The 12190-nt window shown below is 72.9% G+C and carries 11 protein-coding genes; 3 read left to right on the top strand and 8 right to left on the bottom strand.

Features of this window, described 5'->3' with window-relative positions; translation table 11 throughout:
- Positions 1-3 precede the first annotated feature (3 nt).
- Genes FHX73_RS38545 through tdh form a run of 4 tightly spaced genes read right to left on the bottom strand, consistent with a single transcriptional unit; the run spans position 4 to position 4197 of the window.
- Positions 4-927: a Gfo/Idh/MocA family protein gene (locus FHX73_RS38545; RefSeq protein ID WP_145910676.1), complete on the bottom strand. Its 924-nt coding sequence runs from the start codon at positions 925-927 to the stop codon at positions 4-6.
- 56 nt (positions 928-983) lie between these two features.
- A complete protein-coding gene (locus FHX73_RS38540; RefSeq protein WP_145910675.1) occupies positions 984-1901 on the bottom strand; it encodes a LysR family transcriptional regulator in 918 nt (305 codons plus the stop codon).
- A gap of 33 nt (positions 1902-1934) precedes the next feature.
- Complete coding sequence (locus FHX73_RS38535; protein WP_145910674.1) at positions 1935-3128, bottom strand: glycine C-acetyltransferase; 1194 nt, start codon at positions 3126-3128, stop codon at positions 1935-1937.
- A 37-nt stretch (positions 3129-3165) separates the two neighbouring features.
- Positions 3166-4197 (bottom strand): L-threonine 3-dehydrogenase, encoded by a 1032-nt coding sequence (tdh, locus tag FHX73_RS38530; protein WP_145910673.1) that lies wholly within the window; start codon positions 4195-4197, stop codon positions 3166-3168.
- 471 nt (positions 4198-4668) lie between these two features.
- On the opposite strand from tdh, the gene FHX73_RS45300 reads away from it, so the two are divergent.
- Entirely contained in the window at positions 4669-4824 is a 156-nt protein-coding gene (locus FHX73_RS45300) for a hypothetical protein (protein ID WP_170305271.1), read from the top strand.
- A gap of 17 nt (positions 4825-4841) precedes the next feature.
- Here FHX73_RS45300 and FHX73_RS38525 read toward each other — a convergent pair whose 3' ends face one another.
- Entirely contained in the window at positions 4842-5615 is a 774-nt protein-coding gene (locus FHX73_RS38525; protein WP_145910672.1) for an enoyl-CoA hydratase/isomerase family protein, read from the bottom strand.
- 43 nt (positions 5616-5658) lie between these two features.
- Positions 5659-6618 carry a LysR family transcriptional regulator gene (locus FHX73_RS38520; protein ID WP_145910671.1) on the bottom strand — a complete coding sequence of 320 codons (960 nt, stop codon included), beginning with the start codon at positions 6616-6618 and terminating at the stop codon, positions 5659-5661.
- A gap of 98 nt (positions 6619-6716) precedes the next feature.
- Here FHX73_RS38520 and FHX73_RS38515 point away from each other — a divergent pair, with 98 nt between their 5' ends.
- Positions 6717-7463, top strand: coding sequence for an SDR family oxidoreductase (locus FHX73_RS38515; protein WP_145910670.1), 747 nt, complete (start codon positions 6717-6719; stop codon positions 7461-7463).
- Between the two features lie 11 nt (positions 7464-7474).
- On the opposite strand, the gene FHX73_RS38510 is transcribed toward FHX73_RS38515, so the two are convergent.
- Positions 7475-8656 carry an 8-amino-7-oxononanoate synthase gene (locus tag FHX73_RS38510; protein WP_145910669.1) on the bottom strand — a complete coding sequence of 394 codons (1182 nt, stop codon included), beginning with the start codon at positions 8654-8656 and terminating at the stop codon, positions 7475-7477.
- Between the two features lie 174 nt (positions 8657-8830).
- On the opposite strand from FHX73_RS38510, the gene FHX73_RS38505 reads away from it, so the two are divergent.
- A complete protein-coding gene (locus FHX73_RS38505) occupies positions 8831-11335 on the top strand; it encodes a DEAD/DEAH box helicase (RefSeq protein ID WP_425461478.1) in 2505 nt (834 codons plus the stop codon).
- A gap of 82 nt (positions 11336-11417) precedes the next feature.
- On the opposite strand, the gene FHX73_RS38500 is transcribed toward FHX73_RS38505, so the two are convergent.
- Positions 11418-12080 (bottom strand): hypothetical protein, encoded by a 663-nt coding sequence (locus FHX73_RS38500; protein WP_145910667.1) that lies wholly within the window; start codon positions 12078-12080, stop codon positions 11418-11420.
- Positions 12081-12190: the final 110 nt, after the last annotated feature.

Here is a 12190-nt window from a genome sequence, read left to right as displayed (position 1 = left end):
CCCTCAGACGCTCTCGACGCGTCCGACGATCTCCTCGCACAGCTCGTGCGTGCGCAGCGCGTCGGACGCGTTCAGCGTGCGGCCGGCCCGGACGGCGTCCAGGAAGAACCGGACCGCCTGCTCGATGCCGCGCTGGCGGGCCACCGGGACCCAGTCGCCGCGGCGGCGCACGGTCGGCTGGCCGCGGTGGTCGATCACCTCGGCGAGGTTGCGCACCTCGCGCTTGGAGTCGGCGCCGGAGACCTCCAGGACCTCCTCGGTGGAGCCGGAGCGGCGGTTCATCACGCCGATCGCGGTGAAGCCGTCGCCGGCCAGGGTGAGCACCAGGTGGTCCAGCATGCCGTCGCGCTTGCGGTACCGGACGTCGATCTCCTCGACTTCCCCGGGCGCCAGGAAGCGCAGGGTGTCCACCACGTGCACGAAGTCGTCGAAGACCATGCTGCGGACGGCCTCCGGCAGCGACTCGCGGTGCTTCTGCAGGACGATCAGGTCGCGCGGGCGCTCCAACGCCTGGGCGTAGCCGGGGGCGAAGCGGCGGTTGAAGCCGACCATCAGCGAGCGGCCCAGCCGGTCGGCCTGGGCGACCAGCCGCTGGGCCGGCTCCAGGTGGTAGTCGAGCGGCTTGTCGACGTAGACGTCGACGCCGGCGTCGAGCAGCCGCTCGGTGATCGGGGCGTGCTGGTCGGTCGAGGCGTGCACGAAGGCGGCCCGGATGCCGGAGTCGATCAGCGCGTCGAGCTCGGTGAAGCGCCGCTCGACGCGGTAGGCGTCGCCGAGCCGGTCCAGCTTCGCCTTGTCCCGGGTCATCAGCCGCAGGTCCAGCCCCGGCAGGGCGCTGAACACCGGCAGGTAGGCCTTCTGCGCGATGTCACCGAGACCGATCACCCCGACCGGGAGCGACTGGTCGGGGGCGGGGGGCTGGGTCACGGCGAGCTCCTGTCGTACGAATGATCATCATCGACCGGTGCTCAGCTTACGACCCGTCAGGCCTCCTCCAGCGCCTCGGCCGCGGTGGCCAGCGCGTGCAGCACCGGACGGATCAGCGGGTGCTCCTCGGCCCCGCCGCGCACCGCGGCGAAGACCTTGCGGGTGGCCAGCTCGCTGTCCACCGCGCGCACCGCGACCCGGTCCAGCTCCACCCCGCGCAGCGCCGAGCGCGGCACCAGCGCCACGCCCGCACCGGCCGAGGCGAGCGCGATCACCGCGCGGAAGTCGTCCGAGGAGTGCACCAGCCGGGGCGTGAACCCGGCGTGCTCGCAGGCCAGCAGCACCACGTCGTGGCAGGGGTTGCCCGGGTAGGGGCCGATCCACGGCTCCCCGGCCAGCTCGGCCACCGCCACCGGCCCGTCCCCGTCGGCCAGCCGGTGGTCCAGCGGCAGCACCGCGCGGAACGGCTCGGCGAACAGCGGGAACCGGGTCAGCCGCTGGTCCTCCGGGCGCGGCGCGCCCCGGTACTCGACGGCCATCACCAGGTCGGCCAGCCCGTCCAGCAGCATCGGCAGGCTGGCGTCGCCCTCGGCGTCCAGCACCTTGAGCCGCACCCCGGGCGCGGTGCGGGCCAGCGTGCCGATGGCCGGCACCAGCACCTGGGAGATGCCGGTGGCGAAGGAGGCCACGGTGACCTCGCCGCGGGCCCCGGAGGCGTAGGCGGCGAGGTCGGCCTCGGCCCGCTCCAACTGGGCGAGCACCGCGTCGGCGTGGCAGACCAGGATCTCGCCGGCCGCCGTCAGCCGCACCCCGCGCCCCTCCCGGGCGAGCAGCGCGTGCCCGGTCTCCTGTTCCAGCGCGGCCAGTTGCTGGGAGACGGCGGAGGGGGTGAGGAAGAGCGCGGCGGCCGCGGCGGTCACCGTCCGGTGGTCCGCCACGGCACGCAGCGTCCGCAGGCGTCTGGCGTCGATCACCTGCCCATTCTGCCAGGGAGAATCAGTGCCGAATCACTGCTCCAGCGCGGCCCGGGCGTCGATGAAGGCGGCCACGACGCGCTCGACGTCCTCGGTGGAGTGCGCGGCGGAGAGCTGCACCCGGATCCGGGCCGCGCCGTGCGGCACCACCGGGAAGGAGAAGCCGATCACGTAGACGCCGCGCTCCAGCAGCAGCTCGGCCAGCCGGCCGGCCTTGGCCGCGTCGCCGATCATCACCGGGGAGATCGGGTGGTCGCCGGGCAGGATCTCGAAGCCCGCCTCGGTCATCTTGGTGCGGAACAGCGCCGTGTTGTGGGCCAGGCGCTCGCGCAGGTCGTGCGAGGTCTCCAGCAGGTCGAGCACCTTGAGCGAGGCCGCGGCGATCACCGGGGCCAGCGAGTTGGAGAACAGGTACGGGCGGGAGCGCTGGCGCAGCAGGGCGACGATCTCGCGGCGGGCCGCCACGTAGCCGCCGGAGGCGCCGCCGAGCGCCTTGCCCAGGGTGCCGGTGATGATGTCCACCCGGTCCATGACGCCGTGCAGTTCGGGGGTGCCGCGGCCGTTCGGGCCGACGAAGCCGACGGCGTGCGAGTCGTCGACCATGACCATGGCGTCGTAGCGGTCGGCCAGGTCGCAGATCTCCCGCAGCGGGGCGACGTAGCCGTCCATCGAGAAGACGCCGTCGGTGACGATCAGGCGGCGGCGGGCGTCCTGGGTCTCCTTGAGGGCCTGCTCCAGCTCGGCCAGGTCGCGGTTGGCGTAGCGCTTGCGGGTGGCCTTGCAGAGCCGGATGCCGTCGATGATGCTCGCGTGGTTGAGCGCGTCGGAGATCACCGCGTCGCGCTCGTCCAGCAGGGTCTCGAAGACGCCGCCGTTGGCGTCGAAGCAGGAGGAGTAGAGGATCGTGTCCTCCTGGCCGAGGAAGGCCGAGAGGCGCTGCTCCAGCTCCTTGTGCACGTCCTGGGTGCCGCAGATGAAGCGGACCGAGGCCATGCCGTAGCCCCAGCGGTCCAGGGCGTCCTTGGCGGCGGCGATCACCTCGGGGTGGTCGGCCAGGCCCAGGTAGTTGTTGGCGCAGAAGTTCAGCACCTCTCCGGCCCGCCCGCCGCCGGTGACCGTGACGGCCGCGCTCTGCGGGCTGCCGATCACCCGCTCGGGCTTGAACAGGCCGGCCTCGGTGATCTCGTCCAGGGTGGACTGGATGGACTCGCGGACGGAGTCGAACACGTGATGGCTCCTCAGGAAGCAGGCAGGGAACGGAGGGTCAGACGTTCGACCAGTCGAGGATGATCTTGCCGCAGTTGCCGCCGGCCGCCTCGTCGAACGCGGCCTCGAAGTCGGTGGCGGCGTACCGGCCGGTGATCACCGGGCTGAGGTCGAGGCCGCCCTCCAGCAGCACCGACATGGCGTACCAGGTCTCGAACATCTCGCGGCCGTAGATGCCCTTGATGGTGATCATCGAGGTGACCACCTTGGCCCAGTCGATCGGGAACTCGTCGGCCGGCAGGCCGAGCATCGCGATCTTGCCGCCGTGGGTCATGTTGTCGATCATCGAGCGCAGCGCCTCGGGGCGGCCGGACATCTCCAGGCCCACGTCGAAGCCCTCGCGCAGGCCGAGCTTCTGCTGGCCCTCCTCGATGGTGTGCTGCGAGACGTCCAGCGCCAGCGAGACGCCGAGCTGCCGCGCCAGGTCAAGGCGGTAGGGGCTGACGTCGGTGATCATCACGTGCCGGGCGCCGGCGTGCTTGGCCACCGCGGCGGCCATGATGCCGATCGGGCCGGCGCCGGTGACCAGCACGTCCTCGCCGACCATCGGGAAGGAGAGCGCGGTGTGCACGGCGTTGCCGAACGGGTCGAAGATCGCGGCCACGTCCAGGTCCACCGGCACCCGGTGCACCCAGACGTTGGAGGCGGGCAGCGCGACGAACTCGGCGAACGCGCCGTCCCGGTTCACGCCCAGGCCGACGGTGTTGCGGCACAGGTGGCGCCGGCCGGCCAGGCAGTTGCGGCACTTGCCGCAGACCAGGTGGCCCTCGCCGCTGACCAGGTCGCCGACGTTGATCTCGGCGACGGACGGGCCGACCTCGACCACCTCGCCGACGAACTCGTGACCGATCGTCATGGGCGTGCGGATGGTCTGCTGGGCCCAGTTGTCCCACTTGCGGATGTGCAGGTCGGTGCCGCAGATCCCGGTGCGCAGCACCTTGATCAGCACCTCGTCCCGCCCGATCTCCGGCACCGGGACCTCGGTCAGCCAGAGTCCGGGTTCGGCGTGCTTCTTGACGAGTGCCTTCACGGCGGGGCTCCTGGGCGGGGTGTGCGGAGTGAGGGTGGGACCGGCGCGGGTCGGCGGACCGGACGGAAGCAATCTGCCTGGTGGGAGGCGGTGCGGTCCATCGAGGAATTCTTAACGGGCGTGACAGCTGGGCTTCACGATGGTGCCCGAGCAGCGGCCCGGGGGCCCTCGCACCATGCCGGGCCTCACCCTTACGGGCGAGGGTGCGTACGCTGCCGATCATGGACTTGACGCAGATCCTCGCGGCCGCGGCGCGCGGTCAGTTCCCGCCCTCGGCGGGGTCACGGTGGTGCCCCAGCCCGGTGAGCGGGAGGCCGGGGTGCTCTCGTTCAGCGCGCACGCCGTGGTCTTCACGGACGAGGACCCCGAGTGGGTGCGGTCCACCATCGCGGCCGCCTCCCATGACCCTCCTCCCAGCCGCCAGGCTGGGGGAGGATCGGGCGCCGGATCGGCAACACCGACCTGCTGACGGTGGCTCAGCGGCTACCCGGTCCGCCGCCGCTGGAGCTGGTGGGGATCGCCGACCGGGAGCACCCGCGCGTGGTGCGGGCGCTGCGCTTCCGCGAGGAGGTGCGGGTCTGGGAGGCCGACGGCGGGCTGGTGCTGCTCACGGCGGGAGGCTCGTGAGCAGCACCTGCCGAGGACTAGGCGAACTTGGCCTTGCCCGGCCCCTCCTCGACGAAGCTGGTCATGCCGGTCGCGGCGTCCTCGGTGGCGAACAGGCCGGCGAAGTGGGCCCGCTCGATCGCCAGGCCGGTGTCCAGGTCGCTCTCCAGGCCGCGGTCGATCGACTCCTTGGCCGCGCGCAGCGCCCAGGCCGGGCCGGCCGCCAGCTTGCCGGCCCAGGCCAGCGCGGTCGAGTAGACCTCCTCGGCCGGGACCACCTGGTCCGCCAGGCCGATCCGCAGCGCCTCCTCTGCGTCCACCATCCGGCCGGTGAAGATCAGCTCCTTGGCCTTGCTCGGGCCGACCAGCCGGGGCAGCCGCTGGGTGCCGCCGGCGCCGGGGATCAGGCCGAGCAGGATCTCCGGCTGCCCGAGCTTGGCGTTCTCGGCGACGATCCGGATGTCGGCGCAGAGCGCGAGCTCGCAGCCGCCGCCGAGCGCGTAGCCGGTGACGGCCGCGACCACCGGCTTGGGGATCCGGGCGACGGCGGTGAACGCGTCCTGCAGGGCGCCGCCGCGGGCCACCATGTCGGTGTACGACATGGCCTGCATCTCCTTGATGTCCGCCCCGGCGGCGAAGACCCGCTCCCCGCCGTAGATGACCACCGCGCGCACGTCCGCCCGCGCCGACGCCTCGTCCGCCACCTCGTGCAGCTGGTCCTGCATCGCGATGTCCAGCGCGTTCATCTTGGGGCGGTCCAGGCGGATGGTGCCGACGCCGTCGGCGACCTCCAGGGTGACGTACCGGGTCATGAGGGTCCCTCCTGAGTGCTGTGCTCTGTCAACGCTCGCGCTGTTAACGCTCGTGAACCCTGACAGTAGCGGCTGCGCGCCCCGGGGAGTACGGGGCGGGGGTGGGGGCGGTACCGGTCGCGCGGGGCACCTGCGGAGCCGTGCCGAGCGAGGTCCGTGCGACCTCGTCCAGCGAGCCGAGCAGCGGGTTGGGGTCGTCGGCGCGCGTGACGAGCACGACCTCGCAGGGCTCGACGTCGATCACGGGCACCAGCGCGATGTCCTCGCGCACGGCCGGGCGCCGGTCGCCGGCCGGGAAGACCGCGACGCAGTGGCCGGTGGCGATGAGCTCCAGCTTGTCCTGGTAGCTGTCGTCGATCGCGGGCGGGGGCGGTGCCGGGCGGTGGCCGACCGGCTTGGGCGTGCTCCAGAGGACCGGACTGCTGATGCAGCCGACCAGGTGCTCGTCCGACAGGGCTCGCATGCTGACGGCCTGCTCCTGCGCCAGCGGGTGACTCGTCGACATGACCAGGACCCGGGGCTCCTCATGAAGCCCGGTCACCTGGAAACCGTCCGTGGGCACGGGCACGGGCCGGTACGTGACGAGGGCGTCGACCCGCCCCTCGGCGAGGGCACCGGTGTCCCGCCAGTCGAGGTGCCTGGTGCGGACCTGGCTGTCGGGGTGGCGGCGGCGCAGCTCCTGCACCCAGCCGGTGATGACCAGTCCTTCGCCGCAGCCGACCGTGAGGGTGGGGGCCTGGACGGCGGCCCTGGCCGTGCGAGCGGCCTGCTCGGCCTCCTGGAGCAGGATCCGGGCCCTGGGGAGGAAGGCCTGGCCGGCCTCGGTGAGGCTGCTGCCCTGCGGCGAGCGGTCGAGCAGCCGGACACCGAGCTGAGCCTCCAGCCGCTGGATCTGACGGCTCAGCGACGGCTGCGCCAGGTGGAGCCTGGTGGCGGCCCGGCCGAAGTTGCCACACTCCGCCACGACCGTGAAGTAGCGCACCAGCCGCAGGTCGAGGTCCATCGGCCCAGGGTACGCGCGCGCCGTCATGCGCCCGGGGCATGACGGCATGCGGAACAGGTCTTGGACGGGGTGGGCAGGTGGGCATTTGGCTTGGGGGCATGACCACTTACCACGGCAAGAAGATCGTGATCACCGGCGGCAGCAGCGGCATCGGCCTGGCAACGGCCCGGCTGTTCGTGGACGGTGGGGCGCGGGTGCTGATCACCGGCCGGAGCCGGGCCACCCTGGACGCCGCGCTGGAGCAGCTGGGGGACGGGGCGATCGCCGTCCGCAGCGATGCCGCCTCGCTGACGGACATCAAGGCGCTGGCCGGCACGGTCCAGGAGCGGTTCGGCCTGCTGGACGCGCTGTTCGTCAACGCCGGCGTCACCGCGTCCGCGCCGTTCGAGGCGACGACGGAGGAGATGTACGACGCGCTGTTCGGCGTCAACGCCAAGGGCCCGTACTTCACGGTGCAGGCGTTGGCCCCGCTGCTGCGCGAGGGCAGCGGCGTGGTCCTCACCACCTCGGTGGTGAACGTCCTGGGCCTCGACGCGCTCAGCGTCTACTCGGCGAGCAAGGCCGCCCTGCGGTCGATGACCCGCACCCTGGCCCGCGAGCTGCTGCCGCGCGGAGTGCGGGTCAACGCCGTGAGCCCCGGGCCGATCGACACGGGCGTCCTGGACCGCTCCCCCTTGCCCGCCGACGTCATCGAAACGATGAAGGAGACCTACCGGAGCACGAACCCGATGCGGCGGCTCGGGGCGGCCGAGGAGGTGGCCGCCGCCGTGGCGTACCTGGCGTTCGGGGCGACCTTCACGACCGGAGCGGAGTTCCCCGTCGACGGCGGGGGAAGCCAGCTCTAGCCGCGCCGCGCCTACCCCTGCGGGGCGGTGCGGGCCAGCACGGCCACCGCTTCGGCGATCTGGCGCTCCGTCAGGTCGGCGCGGGCCGTCAGGCGCAGGCGGGAGAGGCCGTCCGGGACGGACGGCGGGCGGAAGCAGCCCACCGCGAGGCCCGCCGTGCGGCAGTCCGCGGCCCAGGCGACCGCCTGCTCGGGGCCGGGGGCGAGCACGGAGACCACCGCCGCGTCCGGGTCGCTCGCCCGCAGGCCCGCCTCGGTGAGCCGGGCGGCCAGGGTGCGCGCGACCTCGCGGGCCCGCTCGGCGCGCTCCGGCTCGGCCCGCAGCAGCCGCAGCGCGCCGAGCGCCGCGCCCACGGCGGCGGGGGCGAGCCCGGTGTCGAAGATGAAGGTGCGGGCGCTCTCCACCAGGTGCCTGATCACCCGTCGGGGCCCGAGCACCACGCCGCCCTGCGAGCCGAGCGACTTGGAGAGCGTCGCGGTCGCCACGGTGTCCGGCCGGCCGGCCAGCCCGGCGGCGGCCAGCGCGCCGCGCCCGCCGGGGCCGAGCACGCCGAGCCCGTGCGCGTCGTCCACCAGCAGGGCCGCGCCGCCGCGCGCGGCCGCGTCGGAGAGCGCGCCGAGCGGGGCCGCGTTGCCGTCCACCGAGAAGACCGAGTCGCTCACCACCAGCGCCCGGGGCTCGGCCCGTTCGGCCAGCGCCTCGGCGACCGCCGCCGGGTCGGCGTGCGGGGCCCGCCAGACCCGGGCCCGGGCGAGCCGGCAGCCGTCGATCAGCGAGGCGTGGTTGTAGGCGTCCGAGACGATGACGGTGTCCGGGTCGGTCAGGGCGGTCAGCACGGCCAGGTTCGCCGCGTAGCCGGAGGAGAAGACCAGCGCCGCCTCCACCCCGCAGAAGTCGGCCAGCTCGACCTCCAGCTCCGTGTGCAGCACCGTGGTGCCGGTGACCAGCCGCGAGCCGGTCGCGCCGCCGCCCCAGCGCCGGGCCGCCTCGGCCGCCGCCTGCGTCACGGCCGGATGCCGGGTCAGCCCGAGGTAGTCGTTGGAGGCGAGGTCCAGCACCGGGTCCTCGGCCGGACGGCTGCGCAGGATCCGGGTCAGGCCGGCCCGGGCGCGCAGCTCGGCCGCCTCGTCGAGCCAGTCGAAGACGGCGGCGGGGGCCTGCGGACGGGCGGTGGCGGTGGTCGGCTCGATCATGGCCGCACCCTGACACGCGGGCCGCGCCCGGGGCAACGTGCTCCCCGGCACACCGCGCGACGCGGCGGGGGTCGGCCGCGAACGAGCGGTGCCGGGGGCCGACGCAGTGCGTCTGGGCAGGCCTTTCCAGAGGTCGAACGACGATAGGGTGAGCAGGTGACACTCCTGGACCTGATGCCCAAGCCTGCCGACCCCGACGCGCTCTACACCACCTTCGCCGGGTGGGCCGAGGAGCGGGGCATCACGCTGTACCCCGCCCAGGAGGAGGCGCTGATCGAGCTCTTCACCGGCGCGAACGTGGTCCTGGCGACCCCGACCGGCTCCGGCAAGTCGCTGGTGGCCGCGGGCGCGCACTTCGCCGCGCTGGCCGAGGGCAAGCGGACCTTCTACACCGCCCCGATCAAGGCGCTGGTGTCGGAGAAGTTCTTCGACCTGTGCAAGATGTTCGGCACCGAGCAGGTCGGCATGATGACCGGCGACGCGAGCGTCAACCCGACCGCGCCGATCATCTGCTGCACCGCCGAGGTGCTCGCCAACATCGCGCTGCGGGACGGCGAGCGGGCCGACATCGGCCAGGTGGTGATGGACGAGTTCCACTTCTACGCCGAGCCGGACCGCGGCTGGGCCTGGCAGATCCCGCTGCTGGAGCTGCCGCAGGCGCAGTTCCTGCTGATGTCGGCCACGCTGGGCGACGTGCGCCGGTTCGAGGCCGACCTGACCCGCCGCACCGGCCGCCCGACCACCGTGGTGCGCTCGGCCACCCGCCCGGTGCCGCTGTTCTACGAGTACCGCCGCACCACCCTGCACGACACCCTGGAGGAGTTGCTGACGACCGGTCAGGCCCCGGTCTACGTCGTGCACTTCACCCAGAAGGAGGCGGTGGAGCGGGCCCAGTCGCTGATGAGCATCAACATGTGCTCGAAGGCGGAGAAGGACGCCATCGCCGCCCTGATCGGCAACTTCCGGTTCACCACCAAGTTCGGCCGCAACCTGTCCCGCTTCGTCCGGCACGGCATCGGCGTGCACCACGCGGGCATGCTGCCCAAGTACCGCCGGCTGGTCGAACGGCTCGCCCAGGCGGGCCTGTTGAAGGTGATCTGCGGCACCGACACGCTCGGCGTCGGGGTCAACGTGCCGATCCGCACGGTGCTCTTCACCGCGCTCTCCAAGTACGACGGCGTGCGGGTGCGGGTGCTGCGCGCCCGGGAGTTCCACCAGATCGCCGGCCGGGCCGGCCGGGCCGGCTTCGACACCGTCGGCCAGGTCGCGGCCCAGGCGCCCGAGCACGTGGTGGAGAACGACAAGGCGATCGCCAAGGCCGGCGACGACCCGAAGAAGAAGCGCAAGGTGGTGCGCAAGAAGGCGCCGGAAGGCTTCGTCGGCTGGAGCGAGGAGACCTTCGAGCGGCTGATCGGCGCCGAGCCGGAGCCGCTGGTCTCCCGCTTCAAGGTCACCCACGCGATGCTGCTCGCGGTGATCGGCCGCCCGGGCAACGCCTTCGAGGCGATGCGCAAGCTGCTCACCGACAACCACGAGGACCGGGCCGCGCAGCGCCGCCACATCCGCTCGGCGATCGCCATCTACCGCTCGCTGCTGGCCGGCGGGGTGATCGAGCGGCTGCCCGAGCCGGACCCGGAGGGCCGGATCGTGCGGCTCACCGTGGACCTGCAGGAGAACTTCGCGCTCAACCAGCCGCTCTCCACCTTCGCGCTGGCCGCCTTCGAGCTGCTCGACCCGGAGTCGCCGAGCTACGCCCTGGACGTCGTCTCGGTGGTCGAGGCCACCCTGGACGACCCGCGCCAGATCCTCGCCGCCCAGCAGAACAAGGCGCGCGGCGAGGCGATCGGCGAGATGAAGCGCGACGGCATCGAGTACGAGGAGCGGATGGAGCGGCTCCAGGAGATCACCTGGCCCAAGCCGCTGGAGGAGCTGCTGGAGCAGGCCTACGAGGTGTACCGGCGGGCCCACCCGTGGATCGGCGACTACCGGTTGCAGCCCAAGTCGGTGGTCCGCGACCTGTACGAGCGCGCGATGACCTTCACCGACTACGTCGGCCACTACGACCTGGCCCGCACCGAGGGCATCGTGCTGCGCTACCTGGCCGGCGCCTTCAAGGCGCTGGAGCAGACCGTGCCGGACGAGTTGAAGACCGAGGCGCTCAAGGACGTGATCGCCTGGCTGGGCGAGCTGGTCCGCCAGGTCGACTCCAGCCTGCTGGACGAGTGGGAGCAGCTCGCCAACCCGACCGACGAGCCGGAGAAGGAGCGGGAGTTGGAGGCCAAGCTGCAGCCGGTCACCGCCAACGCCCGGGCCTTCCGGGTGCTGGTGCGCAACGAGATGTTCCGCCGGGTCGAGCTGGCCGCGCTGGAACACTACGGCGCGCTGGGCGAGTTGGACGGCGAGGCGGGCTGGGACGCGGACCGCTGGGCGGACGCGATGGACGCCTACTTCGAGGAGCACGACGACCTGGGCACCGGCCCGGACGCCCGCGGGCCGAAGATGCTGCTGATCGAGGAGGACGAGGAGAGCAACCTCTGGCGGGTCCGGCAGGTCTTCGACGACCCGGCGGGCGACCACGACTGGGGCATCAGCGCCGAGGTGGACCTCTACGGCTCGGACGCCGAGGGCCGCGCGGTGCTGCAGATCACCGACGTGAACCGGCTGGACGGGGTCGGCTGAGCCGACCGGGCCGACGGCGGCTCGGCCCTGACCCCGTGCCAGGGGCAGGCCGAGCCAGGGGCGGGCCGAGCCAGGGGCGGGGTCAGCTGCCCATCGTCCACATGAAGGCGGCGCCGGCGGTGTAGGAGCAGGCCCGGGTGGCCTCGTCCAGGTCCGGGTCGACGGGCGCGGCCGGCGGGTGCCCGTCGGCGAACCGCGAGGTGGTGATGGTGACGTAGTGCCGCACCGCCTCCACCCGGGGGGCCGGGTCCACCGGCTTGCCGCCGGCCGTGGCGCTCGGCGAGGCGACGGTGGCGTCCGGCAGCACGAACCGCACCGCGGCGCCCTGGCCCCTGAGCAGTTGGACGACCTGGTTGCTGGTCGCCTCGTCGGCGAAGCGCAGCACGGTGACGCTGCTCAGCACCTTGCCGTCGTTGCGGGTGAAGCTGAGCGCCAGGTAGCCCTGGCAGGGCGTGCCCTTGAGCACGCCCTGGTCCTGGAGGATCTCCGAACAGTCCGGGCCCTGCCGGGCGCTGGTCCGCTTGCCCTTGTAGTTGTTCACCTCGACCGGCTTCGAGGACGGGAAGTAGCGGTTGGCGTCGAACGGGTTGGGGTCGGTCGCGGAGGTGGGGGCGGGGGTGCCGAGCACCAGGCTCCGGTCGTTGCTGGTGCTGCCGAGGCCGGGGAGCAGGTCTCCGGGGTGCGGCCGGGAGACCACCCAGCCGCCCACGCCGAGCACCGCGAGCGCACTCGCCCAGGCGATCACCCGTCGGGAACCGACTCTGCCACCGTTTCTGACGGACCCTGGGGTGGGTACCGACTCATCTGGCGTGGCGTGAGACTCCCCCTGCGTGGTCATGATCTGATTGTATGCAA

The sequence above is a fragment of the Kitasatospora viridis genome, from assembly GCF_007829815.1.
GTDB lineage: Bacteria > Actinomycetota > Actinomycetes > Streptomycetales > Streptomycetaceae > Kitasatospora > Kitasatospora viridis.
Note: the sequence above shows the minus strand (reverse complement) of the source record. Positions and strands in the feature narration are given on the sequence as shown.